This window comes from Corallococcus sp. AB049A, from assembly GCF_003668885.1.
Classification (GTDB): Bacteria; Myxococcota; Myxococcia; order Myxococcales; family Myxococcaceae; genus Corallococcus; species Corallococcus interemptor.
The window spans coordinates 1-21,496 of sequence record NZ_RAWL01000115.1 but is presented as its reverse complement, the minus strand read 5'-3'; the positions used below and the strand labels follow the sequence as shown (position 1 = coordinate 21,496).

Below are 21,496 nucleotides of genomic sequence, written 5' to 3'. Positions count from 1 at the left end.
CGGCAGGACGTGGAGGCGCTCGACGAGCGCAACCGCGCGCTGGCCGCGCAGAACGACGCGCTCCGCAAGGAGATCGCGGCGCTGCGCAAGGATCCGGCGACGCTGGAGCAGTCGGTGCGTGAGGAGCTCGGTTACGTGAAGCCGGGCGAGATCGTCTTCCATCTGGAGTCGCCATGACCTCGCTGCCCGCGGTTCCCTCTCCGGCGAAGCTCGTGCGCGCGTTCTTCCGCGCCATCCCCGCGGCGGTGGCGCTGGCCACCTTCGTCCACCTGGCGCAGGGCGGCTTCAGGGGCCTGCACACGCTGGGGTGGACGGAAGCGGCGCTGGTGATGGGGCTGCTCGTCGGCATCGGCATGGCGGCGTGGCGCCGGGCGATGCGCTCGTCGGTGGGCGCGGTCATCGACCTGCGCGACGACCTGGAATTGGGCGGCGGGCTCATCTCCGCGGCCTTCATCGTGGTGGCCATTGGCGGCGGGGAGCTGTTCCCCATCGTCTATCTGCTCATGGCGTTCCTGGTGGCGTTCCTGCCGCGCAACGCGGGCATGACGCTGCTGGGCGTGGCGCTGGTGTACGACGGCCTGGTGACGCTGGGCGGGCCGGTGGTGAACGTCACCGGGTTCCTGACGCACACGCTGTTCCTGGCGCTGTTCGCGGGGCTGTACCACCTGGTGCTGTCCGCGCGGATGTTGGTGGCGAAGCGGGCGGAGTCGGACGCGGTGCAGAAGCGCATCCGCGAGGTGGAGGAGCGCGCGCGCACGTTCCGGCTGGTGTCCTCCGGCACGCAGGACAGCTTCAGCGGGATGAACTCCGACGAGAAGTGGCTGGTCGCGTCGGTGAAGGAGATTGAGGGCGCGGTGCACGCGGCGCTGGAGATCGCGGAGACGGGCCTGCGCACGGACACCTGCGCGGCGTTCCTGCTCACGTCGGACGACCGGAGCCTGAAGCTGTACGACTGCCGGTCCGGTTCGGAGCGGGTGCAGCGCGAGAAGTTCAACGCGGGCGAGGGCATCATCGGCGGGGTGCTGAAGCGCCGCGCGCCGGTGCGGATGAACTCCCCGCAGGGCTTGAAGGGCGTCACGTACTACGAGGGCGGCGGCCCCACGGTGCAGGCGCTGCTGGCGGTGCCCATCCTGGAGGGCAGCGGCCTGGTGCGCGGCGTGCTGGTGGCGGACAAGCTCAAGAACGAGCCCTTCACGGACCAGGACGAGAAGATGCTCACCACCATCGCGGGAGAGGTGCTGCGCTCCATCGAGGTGGAGCGGGTGATGAGCTACATCCGCAAGACGCGCGATGAGAAGGACCGGTTCTTCCGGGCCATTGAAGAGCTCAACCGCGCGGGCAGCCCGGACCAGGTGTTCGTGGCGGTGCTGGAGGCGACGCGGCAGCTGGCGGGGCTGGACTTCTGCGCGGTGACGCTGGTGTCGGAGCAGGAGGGCAAGCGGGTGCACCGCGTGGCGCGGATGACGGGCGTCACGGCGCAGGGCAAGGCGCTGGAGGGCCAGACGTTCCAGGACAACAACGGCCTGGTGGCGAACGTGGTGCGCTACGGGGCGCCGCTGCCGGGGCGGGACATCAAGGCGATGGACCGCCAGGTCATCTTCGATGAAGAGACGCAGGTGCGCGGCCTGGGCGCGCTGAAGATCTTCCCGCTGGTGGCGGGGGACCGGATTCTTGGGACGCTGGTGGCGGGGTCGCGCAAGAAGGCGGCGTTCGAGCAGGACGTGTTGCGGATGATTGAGGTCATCGCCATCCAGGCGGCGCAGGCGGTGTTGCGCGCGCAGCTCTACGAGCAGATGGAGAAGATGGCGACGACGGACGGCCTCACGGGCCTCCTCAACCACCGCACGTTCCAGTCGCGCGCGGACGACATCCTGGCGCAGGCGCGGCGGTACAACCGCAAGTGCTCCATCATGTTGACGGACGTGGACCACTTCAAGAGCGTGAACGACACCTACGGCCACCCGACGGGCGACCAGGTGCTCAAGGGCGTGGCGCGCATCATCAAGACGCTGGCGCGGGACACGGACGTCGTCGCCCGCTACGGCGGCGAGGAGTTCGTGATGGTGATGCCGGAGACGGACGTGCAGGGCGCGAAGATCATCGCGGAGCGCATCCGCGAGGCGGTGATGGCGGAGGTGTTCCAGACGGAGATGGGCCCGCTGCGCATCACCATGTCGCTGGGCATCGCGACGTTCCCGGACAACGCCATGGAGAAGCAGCAGATGATCGACCTGGCGGACCAGTGCCTGTACCACTCGAAGCGCAACGGCCGGAACCAGTCCGTGACCGTGGCGCAGATGCAGGGCGGCCGGAAGCTGGCAGCGGTCGCGGAGTAGGGCGGTTCAGTCCAGGTCCGCGAGCTGGCCTTGCGCGAGCTCGCGGTAGTACGGCACGACCTCCACGGCGAGCAGGTCCCGCATCTGCTGGCGCGCGCCGTCCAGGTCGCCCTGGTCGCGCAACCGGTACATGCGGTGGAGGGCATCGCTCATGCGCCGGGAGCCTTCCGTGACGCGCTGACGCATCTGGTGGAGGAGGACGAGCGCGGCCTCCGGGGTGCACAGCCCGGCTTCAACTTCCGCGGCGGGCATGGCCACGGAGGGGCCCACGCGTCGCAAGAGGTCGCGAAGGGCATCGTCCAGGACGATGGCGCTCTCCTGCTGGGCGCGCGTGTCGAGCACGCGGAGTTGATGCCAGTCGCCTTCGAGGTCTTCGACCATGGCCTCATTTCCTGGAGGTGGGAGCGCACGCCTTGAAGGGCCATTCGTGCTGCCCCTCGCAGTATCTCAAGCATTCATAGCAACGTCCCTTCCATCCCTGGTTCTTGCAGTCAACGTAACTGCGGATGCACGCCTGCTGCCATTCAGGAAGCTGCGCGTTGTTGGCGAAGTCGTCTTCAGTCAGGCGTGACGCTTCGTAAGCCGTTTTCAGCGCGGTGAGTGCTGCGATGGCCTCGGCCTCTGAAGCGCCGCAGCTATCGACGGGGCTCAGGGGATGCGACTTGATGCAACAGCTCATGGTCGAGTCCGCAGGCGTGCACGTCGCGAGCGGAGCGGCTGCACAGCCTCCGGTGAGAGCCCCTGCCGCGAGCACGGCGATCCAGGACCGATAATTCATGAGGCCCATGGTATGGGACCCTCTTCTTGATGACTCCGGTTCCCCTCGCTGTCACCACCAGCACGAAGACGGATGCGGCCACGGTGCGCGAGGCGCGGGCCGTGGCGCAGCGGTGGAGTCTGCCGTTCATGCCTCGCCGCTCCAGTGAGGGCATCGCGCCCTGGCTGGGCACCAGGGTCGATGCGCTGCTCGTCGTGGGCGGTGATGGCGTGACGCTGTGGGAGCCGCAGGGCTCGTTCGGCTTCCACGCGGGCATGGCGCACCTGCGGCGCATGCGCCTTCGGCAGGGACAGCGCGATGATGCGTTCCTCAAGGTCGCCGAAATCGTCCCCGGGGATGCCGTGCTCGACTGCACGCTGGGCCTGGCCCAGGACGCTCTCGTGGCGTCATTGGCCGTGGGGCCCACGGGTCGTGTCGTGGGCCTGGAGAAGAGCCTGCCGCTGTGCATCGTCGCCGCGGAGGGGCTTCAGCGCTACGACCGGGGCGCGGACTCGTGCGCCATTGAAGTGCTTCACACAGACGCGCACGCGTACCTGAAGACGCTGCCCTCGAAGTCCTTCGACGTCGTCTTCTTCGATCCGATGTTCGCCAAGCCCAAGAAGGCCCAGCCCGCCTTCGACGTCCTGCGCCGCTTCGCGGAGCACGCGCCCCTCACTCCCGAAGCCGTGGAGGAGGGGAGACGCGTCGCCCGCCGGTGGGTCGTCGTGAAGGGCGCCCGTCACACCGACGACCTGAAGAAGGTGGGCATCCAGCCGGAGCCCACCTCGCGCTTCAGTGACGTCATCTGGGGACGGCTGCCCGCGCTTCCCTGAGCTACTCCTTCTCCACCGACCCCTTCGGCGGACCCTCGCTGCCCATGGGGGACAGCTTGCTCGACAGCGCGCCGGCCTGCTCATGCGCCATCAGGTCGCGCGGCGAGCGGAAGTACTGCATCGGCGAGTGGTGCAGGAAGTTCGACACGCGGCTCGTGTAGAGACACGCGTACTGCTCCACCTGGTAGCCGAAGCGGCTGTTCTCGTTGCCTTCCTTGAACAGCAGGCCCCAGTACGGGTTGAAGCCCTCCTCGACGTCGCGCTCCAGCGTGACCGCGATGCCGTTGGTCTCCTTCAACGAACGGCGCAGCTTCTCCAGCTCCGCCTTCGCCTTCTTGCGCAGCTCCTCCGCCTCCTGCCGCTCCGGCTCCGACAGCGCCTCGCGCTCCAGCCGGCGCTCCAGGGCGTTGAGCACCGTCTTGCGGTGGTTCACCTCGTCGTCCAGCCGCGCCCGCGTCAGCTCCACCTCCGACAGCGTGACGATCTCCTCGCGATGCGCGTCCGTGTACGTGATCTCGTCCTCGATCTCCTGGACGATCATGCACGTGCGCCACAGCGAGGACTTCTTCGACTTCAGGATGTCGCCGTAGATGTGGTCGCCCACGTAGAGGATGTGCTCGCCCCGGTAGCCGGTGAAATCCTCGAACTGCGCCAGGTTGCCGCCCGAGTACACCGTGCCGCGCTCCAGCGACTTCGCCTCGCCCACGACCTTGCCGGCCTCCGTGGACGAGTCCAGCTCCAGGAACGGCCGATTCTCCGTGAAGAACGCCGGCTTGCCCGCCGCCGTCACCACGAAGTCGAAGTAGTTGCGCCAGCTGGGGTACTCCGGCAGCTGCCCGTCCAACAGGTAGCGCATCACCGCGTTCGTGTAGTCCCACGCGGAGTTCGTCAGAAGGAACAGCCGCTTCCCGCCCGAGCGCAGCTTGTGCAACGCCGGCCCCAGCTCCGGGTCCAGGAACACGTAGCGCGCCAGGTCCTTGCGGATCTCCCGCTTGAGCGAGTTGTCCCGGTGCACCGTGTCGATGGCTTCCCGGATGTCGTCGTAGAGCTTGCCGTAGTTCACGGTGTGCCCCAGCGACTCCATCAGCTCGATGATGCCCGAGTACAGGCACGTCTCCGGCAGCGCGAAGAGCGTGTCGTTCCACGCGAACTGCGGGTTGCGCAGCCGCACGCGCTTGTTGCGGTACAGCTCCTTCCACGCGTCGCGCTTGAGCGGCCGCAGGCCGTGGTACGCGCGCCCCACGTGACCGAAGCGGTCCATCTTCAGGACGTTGCCGTTGACGCGGTCCACCGCCAGCCCGCGCATCACGAAGTGATGGTCGTAGATCAGGCCGCCCACGAACGGCGGGTAGCCGTACTCGCTGATCAGCTTCGCGAGCGTCATGTCGAACGACAGCTGCTCCAGCCGGCGCATGTGGTAGATGGCCAGCGTGTAGTCCATGTCGAACCCGATGAGTTCGATGTGGTCCATGCGCAGGTTGCGGTTGACGAACACGTCCCGCGCATGCGGCACCTGGTCCACGGCCTCACGCGGCGTCGTGAGCAGCCGGCCGAGCACGTCGTCGGTGAGCAGGTCCCTCGCCCTGCGGGCCGCGTCGGCGGTGTGTTCGCGGCGGATGGAGGAACGGAAGCTCCCGTGCAGCGGATCCGCGAAGGGTCCGCCCGGGATGGGATGGTAAGGGGAGAGGTAGGGCGCCACGGGACCTCAAGACATAACACGCGCGGCAGGCCCTTCGCCCGCGTCCTTGCGGGCTTCGCACGGGGCTGGCACGCTTCTGTCCAACGATGCGCTCCCCACGTCCATCCCCGGCCTCCGCCGAGGACCTCCACGCGCGCCTGTCCGCTCGCATCACCGCGCTGGAGGACCGGGTGCGCCGTCTGGAGGCCCGCCTCGCCCTGGAGGCCCGCAAGCCTCCGCCCGTCCGCAGCCGCGCCAGCATCTCCGCCGCCACCGTCCGCACCACCAGGCCCCGGCCCCGCTGCCCTGGCTGCACCCTGGAGCTGCCTCGCGGACGGCGCGGTGAGTCGTGCGTGTGGTGCGGCTTCATGTTCGCCGCAGTGTCCCGCCGCCGCGCCAGCACGCCCAAGACGCCCCGGAAGCCCCGATGAGCGGGATGTACCGGCTCACTGGCCGCACGGAGGCAGGCGACCTCGCGGAGCTGTACGAGGCCCTGCTGCTGCCCACCGTCAACGTCGCGGTGAAGCTCTTCCTGCCGCGCACCTCCGACCCCGCCTATGCCCGCGAGCTGGCGGAGACGGTGCGGAGGCTCCAGCCCGTGCGCCACCCGGGCCTCCTGCACGTCGTGGACGTGGGCTTCGTGCGCCAGCGGCTGGCCGTGGTGCGCGAGGACGTGGACGGCTTCACGCTGGGCATCGCGCTCCAGCGCCTGAACACGAAGGAAGTCCTCCTGCCGCCCACGGTGGCGCTCTCCATCGTCATCGACCTGCTGGAGACCGTGCAGCTGGCGCACGACGCGGGCGTCGTCCACGGCGCCATCACCCCCGGCAACGTGCTGCTGTCCCGCGACGGCTTCCCGGCCATCTGCGACTTCGGCGCGCTCCAGGCGCTCTTGGCCGTGCCCCAGCTCAAGCGCACGTTCGCGCACCGGGGACGCAGCGCGTACCGCGCGCCGGAGGTGACTCGCGGTGAGGCGCCCACGGAGGCGTCCGACGTGTACTCGCTGGGCGCCATCGCCTACGAGCTGCTGACGCTACGCGAGGCCGTGGTGCCCGGCAGCGGCGTGAGCACCCGCCGCGAGGCGCTGCCCCCGCCCAGCCGGTTGGACCGGCGGATCAACTCGCGGCTGGATCCGGCCATCATGCGCGCGCTGGATCCCGCGCCCCAGCGGCGCTTCCGCTCGTGCGGCGAGTTCGCCCAGTCCCTGCGCAACTTCCTCTCCACGGGCGGCGGCCTGCCCGGCGCGGAGGAGGTGGCGCGCTTCGTGTCGGAGCTGTTCCCCAATGAGGTGAGCCTCGCCGCTCCAGGACCCGTGCCGTTCGCGGAGCCCTTCGACCTGGAGCCCATCTCCGGCGCGGAGATGGAGGACCTGCACGCCGAGGAGCACGAGGCCTCCATCGTCCAGCGCGCCCCGTACAGCCGCGCGCCCACGGCGCAAGAGTCCTCCGCCGAAACGCAGGAGGCCATGCCCGGCTTCGAGGAGTTCCGCCCCGAGGACTACGCGGCCGACGCGTCCGTGGACGACGAACCCCTCCCGGAGTCCGAACCGCGAAGCACCGAGCTTTCGCCCGCGGGCCCCCTGGAGCAGGGCTGGGACGCGCCGCCCGGCGTGCTCGCGCAGAAGTCCCGCCGTCAGTCCGAAGGCCCGGCGGCGCCTCGCGCGGGACGCAATCCTCGCGTGAAGATCATCGAGGACTTCTCCGGACCGCCCCTGGGCGACGACGAGCCGCCCGTGCCCACCGGCCGCCGCGCCGCCATGCGCCCCGGACCGCCGCCAGGCTCGAACGAAGAGCCGCCGCCCGCGAAGCGCCCGGCCCTGCGCCCCGCGAAGTTCGCAGGGGGGAGGGCGCCCGGCCAGGAGACGGCGATCCTCCCCGCGGGCGGAGGCGTGCCTTCCGCAGCCCCCGCGCCCGCCCAGGAGCGCCGGGGCCGCGCCGAGCCCACCGAGGCCCTTCCCGCCGAGCCCCGGTCCGAGCGCCGCATGGCGCCTCCCAAGGCGGAGCCCCGCGTGCGCTCCGACATGGCGGAGCCCGCGCCGTCGGACCGGCACCTGCCAGTGCACCAGCGCTTCGACACGGTGGAGACGCCGCGCATGGACGCGGTGGACACCGCCGCCCGCCGCAAGCGCCTGATGTTCATCGCGGGAGGCATCGCCATGGTGGGCCTGTTCATGTTCGCGGTCGCCGCGTGGCGGCTGGGGCTGGACCCCGTGCACGAGCCGGAGCTGCCCCGCTACGACCCGAACGCCCCCGTGGCGAACGGCACGCCTTCGAACCCGTCCGCGCTCAAGCCCATCACGCCCCCTCCGCCCGCGCCTCCACCCACGCGAGGCCAGGACGTCGAGGACCTGCCTGAAGGCGTGGAGATCGCCGACCCGGAGCTGGAGCCCGGCACGAAGAAGAGCGCGTACCTCACGCTGCGCACCAACCTGCCGGCGCGCGTCTACATCGACGGCGTCCGGTTGCGCGGCTCCACGCCGCTCGCGAAGTTCGCGCTGACGCCGGGGACGCACACGATTCGCCTGGTGGCCATCTCCACCGGCGAAGAGAAGGACTTCCAGCTCCGCTTCACGCGGGGCCAGCACCAGAAACTGGAGGAACAGTTCCAGCCTCCCCCCACCAGGCGGTGAGTTCCGTGGAGCGCACGCGCATCTTCGTCGTCGAGGACCAGCCCCAGCTCCTGAAGAACCTGGTCAAGGTGCTGGGCACCTTCCCGGAGCTGGAGGTGGTGGGCACGTCCCAGGACGGCGAGCAGGCCGTGGACGACATCGTCCGCGAGCGCCCGCAGCTGGTCCTGCTGGACCTGGAGCTCCCCAGCCTCAACGGCATCCAGGTGACCCAGAAGGTCAAGCGCCGCGTGCCGGAGGTGGAGATCCTCATCCTCACGTCCTTCGAGGACGAGCAGAAGGTCTACGAGGCCATCCAGGCCGGTGCGTCCGGCTACCTGGTGAAGCGGGTGGGGCCGGAGAAGATCCGCTCCGGCATCCAGGAGGTCATGGACGGGGGCACCGTGCTGGAGCCCATCATCGCCCGGCGCTTCTGGAACTACTTCCAGTCCGTCCAGGCGAAGCCCGCCCAGAAGCCCGCCGAGCTGCCCTGGGGGCTGACGGAGGTGGAGCTGGATGTCCTTCGCTACGTGGCCAAGGGCCTGTCCAACGCGGAGGTGGGGCGGGTGATGACGCTGGAGCGGCGCACCGTGCGCACGCACCTGTCGCATATCTACCGGAAGATGGGCGTCAACTCGCACGTGGACGCGGTGGTGATGGCCCTGCGTCAAGGTGTCGTGGATCTCTAGCCGCGCCGTGGTTACGGTGTGGCACCTATGTCCAAGGCATCCCCGCGGTCCACCGCCGTGCGCGCGGTGGACCCCACGCTCGCAGCGCTCTTCGACGTTCACGAGGCAACCCTGCCCAACGGCCTCAAGGTCCGCCTGCTGGCGAACCATCAGGCCCCGGTGGTCAGCCTCTACACCTTCTTCCAGGTGGGCAGCCGCAACGAGCGGCCCGGCATCACCGGCATCAGCCACCTGTTCGAACACATGATGTTCAACGGGGCCAAGAAGTACGGCCCCAAGATGTTCGACAAGACGCTGGAGTCCAACGGCGGCCGCTCCAACGCGTACACGTCCAATGACATGACCGTGTACTACGACGACTTCAGCGCGGACGCGCTGGAGACGGTGCTCGACCTGGAGTCGGACCGGATGCGCTCGCTGCGCATCTCCGACCAGACCCTGGCCAGCGAGCGCCAGGTCGTGATGGAGGAGCGCCGCGTCCGCGTGGACAATGAAATCCCCGGGATGATGGACGAGGAGCTGGGCACGCTCGTCTACAAGGCGCACGCGTACCGCTGGCCCGTCATCGGGTGGATGGCGGACATCGAGAACATCACCCGCGAGGACTGCCAGCAGTACTTCCGCACGTACTACGCGCCCAACAACGCGGTGCTCTACATCGTCGGGGACATCGACCCGAAGAAGACGCTCGCGCTGGTGAAGCGCTACTACGGCAACATCCCGCGCGGCCCCACGCCGGCGCCGGTGCTCAACGCGGAACCGGAGCAGAAGGGCGAGCGCCGCGCCGTGGTGCGCCACCCCGCGCAGTCGCCGTCCGTGATGATCGGATTTCGCGGCCCCGCCGCCAGCAACGAGGACACGCTGGTGCTGGACGTCGTCCAGTACATCCTCACCAAGGGCGAGGGCAGCCGGCTGGTGAAGTCGCTGGTCTACGATCAGAAGGCCGCCGTGTCGGTGATGCTGGACTGGAGCTGGCGCATCGACCCGGGGACCATCCTGTTCTACCTGGAGCTCAAGCCGGACTCGGACCCCGCGAAGGTGGAGGGCCAGCTGTACGCGGAGCTGGCGAAGCTGGCGCGCGACGGCGTCACCGACAAGGAGCTGCAGAAGGCGAAGAACAACCTGCGCGCGGACCACCTGCGGGAGCTGTCCACCAACAGCGGCCGGGGCCACGCCCTGGGCCACTACGAGGCTTTGCTGGGCGACTGGCGCGAGGGCCTGTCCCTGCCGACCTTCTACGCGTCCGTCACGGCGGAGCAGGTGAAGGACGTGGCCGCGAAGTACTTCGCCCCCGAGCGCCGCTCGGTGGTCACCCTCCATCCCGAAGCCGGCGCCGAAGAAGCCGGTGACGAAGCGGCGGAGGCGTAAACCATGGCCTCCCGAAAGATCGCCAAAGTGAAGAACACCGTCCGCAAGGCCGCCAAGGTCGTGCGCAAGCAGGCCTCGGCCGCGCGCAAGAAGGTCGCGCAGGCGAAGAAGGCCGTCCCGGCCCGCGCGAAGAAGCTGCTGAAGGCCGCGCCCGCGCCGAAGTCCGCCGCCACCGGCGAATTGAAGCTGCCCGCGCTGCATGAGAGCACCACGTCCACGGGCCTGCGGGTCATCGCCGCGGAGCGCGGCCCGCTGCCGCTCATCTCCGTGCGGCTGGTGATGCGCGCGGGCGGCGTGTTCGACCCGCCGGGCAAGGACGGCCTGGCGGACTTCACCGCGCGCCTGCTGCGCCGGGGCACGAAGAGCATGGACGCGGATGGCATCAGCGAGGCCATCGAGTTCGTGGGCGCCAGCCTCTACGCGGGCGTCAACGAGGACGTGCTGTCCGTCTACCTCACCACGCCCGCGGAGCACTTCTCCGCGATGCTGGACGTGCTGGGACAGGTGGTGCGCGAGCCCACGTTCCCGGAGCAGGAGGTCGTGGACGCCCGGGAGCGCGCGCTGGCGCAGTTCGCCAACGACCTGGATGATCCGTCCTCCATCGCGGACCGCGCCTTCACGCGCGCCATCTGGGGGGACCACCCGTACGGGCGCGACCTGGGCGGCAACAAGCGCACCGTGGCCACCTTCACCCGCGACGACGTGGTCCGCTTCCACGCCGGGTGCATGGGGCCGAAGATCTCCCTGCTCACGGTGGTGGGCGCCATCGACCCGGCGACCGTGGCCGCGGAGGCCGAGCGCGCCTTCGCCGGCTGGACGGGCGGCCCCGACGCGGAGCCCATGCTGCCGCGCAAGCAGGAGCCGCTGGCGAAGGCCGGCACGGTGCTGCTGGTGGACAAGCCGGACCAGACGCAGTCCCAGGTGCGCCTGGGCGGCCCGGGCTTCTGGCTGGGCCACGAGGACTACTTCCCGGCCACGGCGATGAACATCGCGCTGGGCGGCGGCTTCACGTCGCGGCTGATGAACGAGATCCGCGTCAACCGGGGCCTCACCTACGGCGTCAGCTCCTACTTCGACACGATGAGCGCGGGCGGCATCTTCGCGCTGTCCACGTTCACGAAGACGGCGTCCACGCGGGAGATCATCGACGTGGCGCTGAAGGAGATCCACGGCGTGCGCGACAGCGGCCTGAAGCCCCGCGAGCTGAAGGACGCGCAGAGCTACCTGGCCGGCCTGTATCCGCTGCGCACGGAGACCAACGAGTCCGTGGCCTCCGTCATCGCGGACATGCGCATCCACGGCCTGGGCGACGACTGGGTGGAGAAGTTCCGCGACCGGCTGCGCGCCGTGACGCCCAAGGACGTGGCCGCCGCGGCGAAGAAGTACGCGTTCGCGGACCGGCCCCTCATCGTGGTGCTGGGCAAGGCGTCGGAGGTGAAGCCGCTCTTGGAAGGGCTGGGCCCCATCACCGTCGTGCCGGCGTCGGACTACGAATGAGGGGTGACGTTCCCCGCGTCCTCTTCGAGGGCGCGGGCGTGATGGTGGTGGACAAGCCGGCCGGGGTGCTCGTCATCCCCGGCCGCGAGGGTGGCCCGTCCCTGCGCGACACGCTGGAGGCCGCGCTGGGCCGCAAGGTCTACGTGGTGCACCGGTTGGACCGCGACACGTCCGGCGCGCTGGTGTTCGCGCTGGATGCCAACGTGCACCGCGCGCTGTCCCAGGCCTTCGAGGCGGGCAAGGTGCGCAAGCGCTACCGCGCCCTGGTGGAGGGCCGGCTGGAAGCGCCCCAGATGGTGGACGCGCCGCTCGTCGCCGGCCGCAAGGGACGCATGCGCGTGGCCGGGCCCCAGGAGCCGGACGCGAAGCCGTCCCGCACGCGGGTGCGGCCGGTGGAGACCTTCGCGCGCGCGTCCCTGGTGGAGGCGGAGCCGCTGACGGGCCGCACGCATCAGATCCGCGTGCACCTGCTGTCGTTGGGACATCCGCTGCTCGTGGACCACCAGTACGGCCGCGAGGCCCCGCTCACCGAGGGCGACCTGGGAGGGCAGGGGGCTCAAGAAGTCCTGACCCGCACGCCCCTGCACGCCGCGCGCGTGGAGTGGCCCGCGCTTCCCGGGGTGCCCGCGCGCGGGGTGGATTCACCGCTGCCGCCGGACATGCAGCGCACGCTGGAGCTGCTGCGCGCGGCGGGGTGAGCCGCCTCACTCCTTGTACGGCTCCAGGCGGAACGTGTTGGACTCGCCGGTCGCGCCGAAGCTGTCCCTGGCGCTGAGGCGCACGTTGCCCGCCGGTGCGTCCAGGGCAACGAACCCGAGGCACAGGCCGCCGATGCAGGGGCCAATCTTGGCGGGCGTCACATTTCCGCGCGACGCGTAGAGCTCCAGCGAGCCTTGGAAGTCCCCGGCCCGGGGCCCCTGCGCGTGCACGGTGATGGCGAAGGACGTCCGGCTCACGCGCGTGCCTTCGATGTCGTCGAAGGAGAACCCGGTGATGTCGCCCTCGCGCATGGGCACGTCCGGCCCGGGGCCCCCATCCACCTGCACTCCGCCATCCTCGGTGTCGACCCCTCCGTCGAAGCCCCCGTGGATGGGCCCCGCGTCGGTCTCGATGAGCACGCCCCCGTCCTCGAGCAGGGGCGGGTCGATGATTTCCTGCCCCGGTGGGCGCAGGGTGAGCGCCCTTTCGGCCACCGCCTCGCGCCCGTCGTCCAGCCGCAGCCGTATCGCGTGCGCGCCCGCGCCCAGGCCCCTCGGCACCGTCGCGATGGCGACGCCCTCCGGGTCGAAGCGCGTCACCGTCGCTTCCTTGTCGTCCACCCAGACGCGGCCTGAACCCATGCGCGCATCCACCGTCCGCGCGCCGTAGTCCACGGCCACGCCGTAGCGCGCGTCGAAGCGCACCGTGACGTCCTGGTCCTTCGCGTTCACCGGCAGCGTCGCCGGCTCCACGGAGACGATGCTGGGCGCGGGCAGCGCCGAGGGGTCGCCCGCGCAGGCCCACGCCAGCACCGCCAGGCCCACCGCGCCCAGGCCCGCGCGCATCACGGGAAGAACCTCAGCCCCGCGGATACAGATACGCCGCCCAGCTGGGCGCGCAGCGACGGAGTTTTCACGGGCGCCAATGCCGCGCGCACCTCCGTGAGGAGGCTGAAGCGGCCCAGCTGATAGGCGCCCTGCGCGGCCAGGAATCCCATGGCGCGCACTCTGCGCTCATCCACGGCGGCAGGAAAGACGTCCCCGGTCCCAATGCCTTCTGTCGACAGGTGATGGCTCAAGGCCAGGGCTCCGCCGCCTGCACGGCCGTCCAGCTGAAAGGAGCCCTGCTGGAAAAGGGCGATCCGCGCGGACAGAAGCAGGGGAATCCCCCACACACGCGAATGCACCTGGGTGTCTCCCTGCTGACCATCCAGGCTCGCGTGGCGCAGGCCCACCTCCGCCTCCGCCGCCACGCGGTGGCGCCACACCGGCAGCGGCACGGACACGCCCAGCCCCAGCAGCGGTCCACCGTTGGCGCCGCTCGCGAACGCGGCGCCGCCCAGGAGGAACAGCGACGGATTCCACGACACCGGACGCCAGACCCCATGCCCCGGGAAGATGGAGCCGGTGGTCGGGACCTCCACGAACTGCTCCACCTTGGGTGCCGCGGGCTTCACCGCGCTCCGGCTCATCACCGCGTCCCTGGTGGGCGCATCACGCCAGCGCACGGAGACGGACACGTCCTTCGCGTCCGCGCGCGGCCGCACCGTGTAGCGCGCGCCTTCCGGCTTCACGGTGGCGCCCTCCGCGACCACGGCCAGCTCCGAGGGTGTGATCCGCTCCCCGGCGCCTTCGATGATCAGCCAGCCACCGCCCTCCACGGGCAGCGGATCCGGCGTGAGCGCGACGACGAGCGGACGCGCGGCGGGCACCTCCAGCGGCGCGCGGCGATCCGTGGTGAGCGTTCCCCGCGTCGCGAGCACGCGCGCCTCCGTCGCGTCCGGAGGCACCTCCACGGGCACCTGCGCGCGGCCATGCCCGTCCGCCTTCACCGGGCCGAATCTCGCGTCGCCCACCGCGACCACCACCTCCGCGCCCGCCGCGGTGGACACGTCCAGCGTGGTGCGCCCCAGGAGTGGCAGCCGCACGGTGGTGACCTCCGGCGCGCGGCCGTCCTCCACCCAGAACGCGAGCACCGCCCACAGCGGATAGCGCACCGGCGGAGGCGTCCAGTGGAAGACGCGCTCGGCGCCGCCCTCCAGCTTCGCCTGGGCCCAGGTGCCGGAGGAGGCCGCCGCGCGCACGGGGCCGGCGCCCTTGGGCACCCGCACCCGCACCTCCACGGTCGCGTCCTGCCCGAGCACCACGCGCCCGGGCGTCGCCTCCACCTCCGGCGGTTCCGCGCGCGCGACGGCGGCACCCAGCACGAAGAGGCAGACAGCGAGTTGGAGCGGCGGACGCATACGGGAAACCCAGCGCCCCAGTTGACCGCCGCTCCTGCCTCCAGGTCAATCCCCGGAAGGCAAGGAAGTCTCAGGGAGCGCGTCCAACTCCGCGTCCGAAGGCAGCTCGGCCATGGGCTTGTCCGCCGGGCCCGACTGCCTGGTCGTGGGCGGGCTGAAGGCGGGCTTGTCCGTCGGCGGGCCACCGCGGCCGTGCACCAGCGTCTTGGTGTCCGAGCGGAAGGTGAGGTCCACCTTGTCGCCGCGCACCGCCGTCACCAGGCCCACGCCGAACGTCGGGTGGTGGATCACCTGGTCGACCTTGTAGGTGTCCTTGGGGCTGTACTTGGGCGCGCTCGCGATGTCCTTGCCCGCCAGCTGCTCGTCGAAGGAGATGATCACCTTCTCCGCGCGGGGAGTGCTGGAGGCGGCGCGGGGCGCGCGGGTGGTGGAGGCCTTGGTGGGGCGGTCCGTGACGCCCGCGGCGCCCCGGAACGCGTGGTCTCCGCCGCAGGTGTTGCAGCGGACGCGCACGATCTTGGGACCGACCATCGCGAGGATGGTGTGCGCCAGATTCATCTTGCAGCGGGTGCACTGGGCATCCACCTCGCCGCCGACCTTCTGAGTAGCCATGCTGTCGTGTCGCTCTGGCCCGGCAACTCCCCACAGGGCGCGCCGGGCGTGGAAGTAAAGAGGGCCGCGCAACATAACGGCCGACCCCTGGCGGAGGAAGTCCCATCGCATCCCACCCGCGTGCCGCGTGGGAGCCCACCGGCCAACCAGCCGATGGAGGTGGGGGTGGGATGGCCCGGCGCTCACTTCCCTTGTGCGGCGTTCCGGAGCACGTAGAGTCGCCCGCCTGAACGCATGACCACCGAGACCCCCAGCAAACCCAACCGGTTCACCGGCGCCTTCACTCAGTCGGTGGAGGGCCTCGGCAAGGGCATCATCGACGTCGTCAGCAGCATTGGCGGCGTGGTCGCCCTGGGCCTGGATGTCTTCCGCTGGAGCGTGCGCCGCCCGTTCCGGCTGCACAACCTCTTCACCCAGCTGGACTTCGTGGGCGTGGGCTCCATCTTCATCGTGGGGCTCACCGGCACCTTCACCGGCATGGTGTTCGCCCTCCAGACGTCCACGGCGTTCGCCCTCTTCGACGCGGAGAGCCTGGTGGGGCCCACGGTGGCCCTGACGCTCACGCGAGAGCTGGCCTCCGTGTTCGCCGCGCTGATGGTCACCATGCGCGCCGGCTCCGCCATGTGCACGGAGCTGGGCACCATGCGCGTCACCGAGCAGGTGGACGCGCTGGAGACCATGGCCGTCAACCCGGTGCAGTACCTGCTGGTGCCCCGGGTGCTCGCGGGCCTGTTCATGGTCCCCGCGCTCACCATGCTCTTCAACACCACGGGCATGACGGGCGCCTACGTGGTCGCCGTCTTCGGCCTGGGCATCTCCCCCGGCACGTTCCTGTCCCGCACCCAGCAGTGGATGGCCCCGGCCGACGTCTACGAGGGGCTGATCAAGGGCGCCATCTTCGGCCTCGCCGTGGCCCTCATCTGTTGCTTCAAGGGCTACAACGCGTCCGGCGGCGCCAAGGGCGTGGGCCAGGCGACGACCGAGGCGATGGTCGCCAGCGCGCTGTCCATCTTCATCCTCGACTTCATCGTCGGCATGTTGATGCACTGATGAACGCCCCGACTCCGCCCGGCTCCGAGCGGGCCATGATCGACATCGTGGACCTGCACAAGACGTTCGCGGGGAACAAGGTCCTCACCGGCATCAACCTCACCGTGCCCGCGGGCAGCACCTGCGTCATCCTGGGCGGCTCCGGCTCCGGCAAGACGGTGCTGATGAAGCACATGATCGGCCTGCTCAAGCCGGACAGCGGCAAGGTCATCGTCGACGGGCAGGACATCGTCCCCATGGGCGTGGAGGGCCTGCAGCAGGTCCGCCGCAGCTTCGGCATGGTGTTCCAGGCCGCCGCGCTCTTCGACTCCATGACGGTGTTCGAGAACGTCGCCTTCCCGCTGCGCCAGCACACCAAGCTGTCCGAGGACGAGATCCGCGTCCAGGTGAGGAAGCGCCTGGACCTCATGGGCCTCAAGCGCGCGGTGGAGGACCGCTTCCCCGCGGACCTGTCCGGCGGCATGCGCAAGCGCGTGGGCCTGGCGCGCGCCGTGGTGCTGGACCCCAAGGTCGTCCTCTACGACGAGCCCACCACCGGCCTGGACCCCATCACCACGGACTCCGTGGACGACATGATCCTCACCGCGCAGAAGGAGCTGGGCGTCACCAGCGTGGTCATCAGCCACGACATCGCGTCCGCCTTCAACGTGGCCAACCAGATCGCCTTCCTGTCCAAGGGCGTCATCGTGGAGCACGGCCCGCCGGAGCAGCTGCGGCAGTCCCAGCACCCGGCCGTCCAGGTCTTCCTCCAGACGTGGTTCGGCAAGAACTAGGACATGGGGTGGGGAAGCCGGTCCCCCAAGGATTCCAGTCCTTCATGAAAAGCTGGCACCCGGCATGCAAATCGTTAGAGTCGCGCGCGGCCGGTGGTAGCGCTCGGAGTCACATCAGGTGAAGAAGCTCGTCACGCCCTTCCGTGTTGGCCTGCTGGTCCTCGCCGCCGGAGGATTCCTCATCACGTTCGTGCTGTTCGCCAAGAAGGGCGGCCTGCGCGACCGTGACTCCACGCAGGTGTGGGCCTACTTCCGGGACGCGTCTGGCCTCGCGGTGCGCGGCCGGGTGCAGATCGCCGGCATTCCCGTGGGAGAGATCAGCGACATCAGCCTGGAGGGCACCCGGGCGAAGATCTGGCTGAAGATCCGCAAGGGCGTGGACCTGCGGCAGGACGCCGCGGTCACCAAGCGCTCGGAATCCCTCCTGGGCGACTACCTGCTGGACCTGAACCCCGGCACGGAGCAGGCGCCGGAGCTGGAGAACGGCGGGCAGATCCGCCGCGTCATCGACACCCAGGGCGTGGAGGCCGTCTTCGAGTCCCTGTCGCAGATCACCTCCGACATCCAGCAGGTGACGGGCGCGCTGCGCGAGGTGCTGGGCGGGGAGAAGGGCGCCGGCAGCCTGGAGCGCATCGTGGAGAACCTGGTCCGCCTGTCGGACTCGGTGGACGCGACGGTGCGCCGCAACACGGACCGCCTGGACACCATCATGGCGAACGTGGAGGGCGTGTCCTCCGACGTGCGCGCCATCACCCAGGGCAACGGCGCGGAGGTGACGCGCATCGTCACCAACGTGGAGCGCATCACCCAGGACGTCCGCGAGGTGCTGGGCACCGTCAAGAACATCGTGGGCAGCGGGGAAGGGGAGTTCAAGGAGAGCGTCTCCAGCCTCAAGCAGACGCTGGGCCGGCTGGACAACACCCTGGCCAACCTGGAGGACATCACCCGCAAGGTGAAGGACGGCGAGGGCGCCGCGGGCGCGCTGCTCACCGACGAGCAGCTGGGCCAGCGCGTCTCCGAGGCCGTCACCGACGTCAGCGAGTTCGCCACCCGCCTCTCCACCCTCCAGACGGAGGTGGGCCTGTTCAGCAGCTACCTGGTGTCCCAGGGCGCGTCGAAGAACGGCCTGACGCTGAAGCTCATCCCCAAGCCGGACAAGTACTACCTGCTGGAGATCATCGACGACCCGCGCGGCTCCGTCAGCACGCAGGTGGTCCAGACGAACCCGCCGTCCGAGGGCGACCCGGTCATCCAGACGCAGAAGGTGACCAAGGAGTCCTTCAAGGTCAGCCTCCAGTTCGCCAAGCGCTACTACTTCACCACCCTGCGCGTGGGCCTCATCGAATCCACGGGCGGCGTGGGCGCGGACCTGCACCTCTTCGACGACGTGCTGACCCTGAAGATGGACGCGTTCAACTTCACGGCGGACGAGCTGCGCTACCCTCGCCTGCGTGGCATGCTGAAGGCCCAGGCGTTCGACCACGTGTACGTCATGGCGGGCATGGACGACATCCTCAACGCCCGGCAGCGCGACGCGGCCACCCGGCGCCTCATCGCCGGCCGCGACTTCTTCTTCGGCGCGGGCTTCTTCTTCACCGACGACGACCTGAAGGCCCTCATCACCACCATCGGCGTTCCGGCCTTCTAGACCGTTGTCCCCTTGACGTTGCCGGGAAGGTGTCGTACCCGGCACGGGCACGGGGTTTCCCCTGGAATGCGCCGTGCCCTGACGCGATGTCGTCCCCGCGCCGGGTCACCCCCAGGAAGAAGCCTCCATGTCTCTTCTCGTCGTCGGTTCAATCGCGCTGGACTCGCTGGAAACGCCCTTCGGCAAGAAGGAGGACGTGCTGGGTGGCTCCGCCACCTACTTCTCCACCACCGCGTCCTTCTTCGGCCCCGTGCAGCTGGTGGCGGTGATTGGCGAGGACTTCCCGGAGTCGCACCTGCAGTTCCTGCGCGGGCGCGGAATCGACCTGGAGGGGCTGACGCGCGAGGCCGGCCGCACCTTCCGCTGGAAGGGCAAGTACGGCTGGGAGCTCAACGAGGCGCAGACGCTGGACACCCAGCTCAACGTCTTCGAGTCCTTCTCCCCGAACCTGCCGGCCGCCTACCGCGAGACGCCCTACGTCTTCCTGGGCAACATCCACCCGGAGCTCCAGTCGCGCGTGCTGGACCAGGTGAAGGCGCCCAAGCTGGTGGCCGCGGACACGATGAACTTCTGGATCCAGGGCAGCCGTCCGGCGCTGCTCAAGACGCTCCAGCGCGTGAACCTGCTCTTCATCAACGACGCGGAGGCCCGCCAGCTGTCCGGCGAGCACAACGTGGTGAAGGCCGCCCGCGCCATCCTGGCCATGGGCCCGTCCCGCGTGGTCATCAAGCGCGGCGAGCACGGCGCGCTCCTCTTCGACCACGACCACATCTTCGCCTGCCCGGCGTTCCCCCTGTCGGAGGTCTTCGATCCGACCGGCGCGGGTGACACCTTCGCCGGCGGCTTCATGGGCACCCTGGCCAGCTCCGGCGGCAAGGTGGATCAGCAGGTGCTGCGCAAGGCCATGGTCATGGGCAGCGTGATGGCCTCCTTCACCGTGGAGAAGTTCAGCCTGGAGCGCCTGCGCGAGGTGCAGCGCCCGGAGATCCACGCCCGCTTCGCCGAGTTCAAGAAGCTCACCCACTTCGACGACCTGGGCCCGCTGGGCGGGTAGGGGAGCGTTGGGTGGAAGAGGGAGGACCCGGTGTGGAACTTGACGGGCCGCGCCCACCCTTCCTAGGCTTGAGCGGACGCAGTGGATGAATAAATCCGGTGCGGACGTCCTTTTTCAGCGCCGGCGTGGACGGGAAGCTGCCACGTCGGGAGGTCCCCCCGGGTTGAGCGAAAATCGAAAGCACGCGCGGGTCGGCACCCTCCTGCGCTGCTGGTGCGAGGGTGAGAACGTGACCCTGTATGCACGCATCGCCAACCTGAGCGAGGGTGGCCTCTTCGTCAGGACGAGCACCCCGCTGGCGGCGGGGACGCGTGCGCAGGTGCGGCTCACCCAGCAGGCGACGGACACGCAGTTGCAGGCCCAGGCCACGGTCGTGTGGTTGCGTCAGGAAGAGCAGCCGTCCGGCCGGCCTCCCGGCATGGGCCTGAGATTCGAAGCGTTGGACGCGGACGCATTGACGAGTCTGCGGCGCATCATCTCCCAGCAGCAAACCCACCCCTAGGGTTCCCATGCGCATCGCCGTCATCTCCGACATCCACTCCAACATCGAGGCCCTCACGGAGGTGCTGAGGGTGGCGGAGCACCAGAAGGTGGACCGCTTCGTGTCGCTGGGGGACATCGTCGGCTACGGGGCGTCCCCCAACCCCTGCTGTGAGCTGGTGCGCTCGGTGGCGGAGATCACGCTGCTGGGCAACCACGACGCGGCGGTGGCGGGGCGGATGGACTACTCGTACTACTACGACGCCGCCCGGCACGCGCTCGACTGGAGCGCCAACGTCATCTCCGACGAGAACCTGGCCTGGCTGCGCAGCCTCCCGTACACGTACCGGATTGGGGAGGTGGGCTTCTGCCACGGCTCGCCCATCGACCCGAAGGCGTACGAGTACATCTTCGCGCTGGAGCAGGCGCGGGAGCTGACGCCGTACGTGGCGGAGCTGCCGGAAGTGACCTTCATTGGCCACAGCCACCTGTGCCGCGCGTTCGCCATTGGCAACGGCGAGGTGAACGACGTGGTGGCCCAGAAGTTCGTGCTGCGCAAGGGCTACAAGTACATCGTGTCCGTGGGGAGCGTGGGCCAGCCGCGCGACTACGACAACCGGGCCTGCTTCGTCATCTGCGACACGGACGCGCGCACGGTGGAGTACCTGCGCGTGGAGTACGACATCGAAACCTCCGCGCAGAAGATCTTCGACGCGGACCTGGCGCTCAACTTCGGCAAGCGCCTGTTCCTGGGCGTGTAGGCACGACGGCGCGCCCCGTGCGGAAAAGGGGCGCGGCCGGACGGAAGGTGGCATAAACCGGGGCCGTGCGCCCCCAGGTCCTCCGTCCGAAGCGGCCCTTCATGGGCCTTGGTCTCGCAGCCCTCCTCTTCGCCGCCGGGTGCAGCCGCTCGCCCGCGCCGCCCTCGCCCGACTTCGCCCAGGCCAGCAGCCGTTGGACGGCGCTCTACGGCCAGAAGCTGGACGAGGCGTACCTGGACCCCTCCATCGGTGAGATTGAAGCGCAGCTGAAGCGCGTGCCCGCGGACAGCGTGGACTCCGCCGCGTCCCAGTCGCTGCTCCAGCGCATCCAGGAGGGCCGCACGCGCATGCAGGCGGCCCAGGAGGAGAAGCGCCGCGCGGTGCAGAGCGCGCGCTCGGTGCCCACCCTGGACC

Annotated in this window: 20 protein-coding genes and 1 pseudogene; 16 read left to right on the top strand and 5 right to left on the bottom strand. The window is 69.7% G+C overall.

Annotated features, from left to right (window positions below; translation table 11 throughout):
* The first annotated feature begins 9 nt into the window (after positions 1-9).
* Positions 10-177, top strand: coding sequence for a septum formation initiator family protein (locus D7X55_RS15055; protein ID WP_233609858.1), 168 nt, complete (start codon positions 10-12; stop codon positions 175-177).
* The gene (locus tag D7X55_RS15050) at positions 174-2,336 is read left to right on the top strand and encodes a diguanylate cyclase (RefSeq protein WP_120551596.1); all 2,163 of its coding nucleotides are present in this window, start codon (positions 174-176) and stop codon (positions 2,334-2,336) included. Before D7X55_RS15055 ends, D7X55_RS15050 begins: the two co-directional genes overlap by 4 nt.
* Before the next feature lie 6 nt (positions 2,337-2,342).
* On the opposite strand, the gene D7X55_RS15045 is transcribed toward D7X55_RS15050, so the two are convergent.
* Entirely contained in the window at positions 2,343-2,717 is a 375-nt protein-coding gene (locus D7X55_RS15045; RefSeq protein ID WP_121723404.1) for a DUSAM domain-containing protein, read from the bottom strand.
* 426 nt (positions 2,718-3,143) lie between these two features.
* Here D7X55_RS15045 and D7X55_RS15035 point away from each other — a divergent pair, with 426 nt between their 5' ends.
* The gene (locus D7X55_RS15035; RefSeq protein WP_120551594.1) at positions 3,144-3,926 is read left to right on the top strand and encodes a class I SAM-dependent methyltransferase; all 783 of its coding nucleotides are present in this window, start codon (positions 3,144-3,146) and stop codon (positions 3,924-3,926) included.
* A gap of 1 nt (position 3,927) precedes the next feature.
* Here D7X55_RS15035 and D7X55_RS15030 read toward each other — a convergent pair whose 3' ends face one another.
* The gene (locus tag D7X55_RS15030) at positions 3,928-5,625 is read right to left on the bottom strand and encodes an HAD-IG family 5'-nucleotidase (RefSeq protein ID WP_120551593.1); all 1,698 of its coding nucleotides are present in this window, start codon (positions 5,623-5,625) and stop codon (positions 3,928-3,930) included.
* Between the two features lie 86 nt (positions 5,626-5,711).
* On the opposite strand from D7X55_RS15030, the gene D7X55_RS15025 reads away from it, so the two are divergent.
* Genes D7X55_RS15025 through D7X55_RS15000 form a run of 6 tightly spaced genes read left to right on the top strand, consistent with a single transcriptional unit; the run spans position 5,712 to position 12,461 of the window.
* A complete protein-coding gene (locus D7X55_RS15025; protein ID WP_120551592.1) occupies positions 5,712-6,035 on the top strand; it encodes a hypothetical protein in 324 nt (107 codons plus the stop codon).
* Positions 6,032-8,233: a protein kinase domain-containing protein gene (locus tag D7X55_RS15020; protein ID WP_121723403.1), complete on the top strand. Its 2,202-nt coding sequence runs from the start codon at positions 6,032-6,034 to the stop codon at positions 8,231-8,233. The genes D7X55_RS15025 and D7X55_RS15020 overlap by 4 nt, the downstream gene beginning before the upstream one ends.
* A gap of 5 nt (positions 8,234-8,238) precedes the next feature.
* Entirely contained in the window at positions 8,239-8,898 is a 660-nt protein-coding gene (locus D7X55_RS15015; protein ID WP_120551598.1) for a response regulator transcription factor, read from the top strand.
* A 27-nt stretch (positions 8,899-8,925) separates the two neighbouring features.
* Positions 8,926-10,266, top strand: a complete 1,341-nt coding sequence (locus tag D7X55_RS15010) for a pitrilysin family protein (RefSeq protein WP_120551590.1) — start codon at positions 8,926-8,928, stop codon at positions 10,264-10,266.
* 3 nt (positions 10,267-10,269) lie between these two features.
* Positions 10,270-11,763, top strand: coding sequence for a pitrilysin family protein (locus D7X55_RS15005; protein WP_120551589.1), 1,494 nt, complete (start codon positions 10,270-10,272; stop codon positions 11,761-11,763).
* Positions 11,760-12,461, top strand: a complete 702-nt coding sequence (locus D7X55_RS15000) for an RluA family pseudouridine synthase (RefSeq protein ID WP_120551588.1) — start codon at positions 11,760-11,762, stop codon at positions 12,459-12,461. Before D7X55_RS15005 ends, D7X55_RS15000 begins: the two co-directional genes overlap by 4 nt.
* Before the next feature lie 6 nt (positions 12,462-12,467).
* Here the strand turns inward: D7X55_RS15000 and D7X55_RS14995 are convergent, their stop codons facing one another.
* The 3 genes from D7X55_RS14995 to D7X55_RS14985 are packed head-to-tail and all read right to left on the bottom strand — an operon-like array spanning position 12,468 to position 15,316.
* Positions 12,468-13,310 (bottom strand): hypothetical protein, encoded by an 843-nt coding sequence (locus tag D7X55_RS14995; RefSeq protein ID WP_147470113.1) that lies wholly within the window; start codon positions 13,308-13,310, stop codon positions 12,468-12,470.
* On the bottom strand, positions 13,307-14,704 hold the full coding sequence (locus D7X55_RS14990) for a hypothetical protein (RefSeq protein ID WP_121723401.1): 1,398 nt from the start codon (positions 14,702-14,704) through the stop codon (positions 13,307-13,309). The genes D7X55_RS14995 and D7X55_RS14990 overlap by 4 nt, the downstream gene beginning before the upstream one ends.
* Positions 14,705-14,749: 45 nt before the next feature.
* Positions 14,750-15,316, bottom strand: coding sequence for a hypothetical protein (locus tag D7X55_RS14985; RefSeq protein WP_120551585.1), 567 nt, complete (start codon positions 15,314-15,316; stop codon positions 14,750-14,752).
* Positions 15,317-15,550: 234 nt separating this feature from the next.
* On the opposite strand from D7X55_RS14985, the gene D7X55_RS14980 reads away from it, so the two are divergent.
* From D7X55_RS14980 to D7X55_RS14950, 7 genes and pseudogenes are all read left to right on the top strand, one after another.
* Positions 15,551-16,366 (top strand): ABC transporter permease, encoded by an 816-nt coding sequence (locus D7X55_RS14980; protein WP_120551584.1) that lies wholly within the window; start codon positions 15,551-15,553, stop codon positions 16,364-16,366.
* A 35-nt stretch (positions 16,367-16,401) separates the two neighbouring features.
* The gene (locus D7X55_RS14975) at positions 16,402-17,139 is read left to right on the top strand and encodes an ABC transporter ATP-binding protein (RefSeq protein WP_120551583.1); all 738 of its coding nucleotides are present in this window, start codon (positions 16,402-16,404) and stop codon (positions 17,137-17,139) included.
* 118 nt (positions 17,140-17,257) lie between these two features.
* On the top strand, positions 17,258-18,787 hold the full coding sequence (locus D7X55_RS14970; protein WP_121723400.1) for an MlaD family protein: 1,530 nt from the start codon (positions 17,258-17,260) through the stop codon (positions 18,785-18,787).
* Between the two features lie 127 nt (positions 18,788-18,914).
* A complete protein-coding gene (locus D7X55_RS14965; protein ID WP_014397093.1) occupies positions 18,915-19,841 on the top strand; it encodes a PfkB family carbohydrate kinase in 927 nt (308 codons plus the stop codon).
* Between the two features lie 163 nt (positions 19,842-20,004).
* Positions 20,005-20,343 (top strand): TIGR02266 family protein, encoded by a 339-nt coding sequence (locus tag D7X55_RS14960; protein ID WP_120551581.1) that lies wholly within the window; start codon positions 20,005-20,007, stop codon positions 20,341-20,343.
* Between the two features lie 7 nt (positions 20,344-20,350).
* Positions 20,351-21,082, top strand: coding sequence for a metallophosphoesterase (locus tag D7X55_RS14955; RefSeq protein WP_014397091.1), 732 nt, complete (start codon positions 20,351-20,353; stop codon positions 21,080-21,082).
* A gap of 101 nt (positions 21,083-21,183) precedes the next feature.
* Positions 21,184-21,496 (top strand): annotated as a pseudogene (locus tag D7X55_RS14950) (hypothetical protein); the annotation flags it as partial.

Bases quoted from the DNA above. Each gene is read 5' to 3' on its own strand.
- D7X55_RS15010 (WP_120551590.1), top strand. From the start codon at position 8,926: ATGTCCAAGGCATCCCCGCGGTCCACCGCCGTGCGCGCGGTGGACCCC.
- D7X55_RS15025 (WP_120551592.1), top strand. From the start codon at position 5,712: ATGCGCTCCCCACGTCCATCCCCGGCCTCCGCCGAGGACCTCCACGCG.
- D7X55_RS14955 (WP_014397091.1), top strand. From the start codon at position 20,351: ATGCGCATCGCCGTCATCTCCGACATCCACTCCAACATCGAGGCCCTC.
- D7X55_RS15005 (WP_120551589.1), top strand. From the start codon at position 10,270: ATGGCCTCCCGAAAGATCGCCAAAGTGAAGAACACCGTCCGCAAGGCC.
- D7X55_RS14985 (WP_120551585.1), bottom strand. From the start codon at position 15,316: ATGGCTACTCAGAAGGTCGGCGGCGAGGTGGATGCCCAGTGCACCCGC.
- D7X55_RS14980 (WP_120551584.1), top strand. From the start codon at position 15,551: ATGACCACCGAGACCCCCAGCAAACCCAACCGGTTCACCGGCGCCTTC.
- D7X55_RS15000 (WP_120551588.1), top strand. From the start codon at position 11,760: ATGAGGGGTGACGTTCCCCGCGTCCTCTTCGAGGGCGCGGGCGTGATG.
- D7X55_RS15035 (WP_120551594.1), top strand. From the start codon at position 3,144: ATGACTCCGGTTCCCCTCGCTGTCACCACCAGCACGAAGACGGATGCG.
- D7X55_RS14975 (WP_120551583.1), top strand. From the start codon at position 16,402: ATGATCGACATCGTGGACCTGCACAAGACGTTCGCGGGGAACAAGGTC.
- D7X55_RS15045 (WP_121723404.1), bottom strand. From the start codon at position 2,717: ATGGTCGAAGACCTCGAAGGCGACTGGCATCAACTCCGCGTGCTCGAC.
- D7X55_RS15020 (WP_121723403.1), top strand. From the start codon at position 6,032: ATGAGCGGGATGTACCGGCTCACTGGCCGCACGGAGGCAGGCGACCTC.
- D7X55_RS14965 (WP_014397093.1), top strand. From the start codon at position 18,915: ATGTCTCTTCTCGTCGTCGGTTCAATCGCGCTGGACTCGCTGGAAACG.
- D7X55_RS14990 (WP_121723401.1), bottom strand. From the start codon at position 14,704: ATGCGTCCGCCGCTCCAACTCGCTGTCTGCCTCTTCGTGCTGGGTGCC.
- D7X55_RS15050 (WP_120551596.1), top strand. From the start codon at position 174: ATGACCTCGCTGCCCGCGGTTCCCTCTCCGGCGAAGCTCGTGCGCGCG.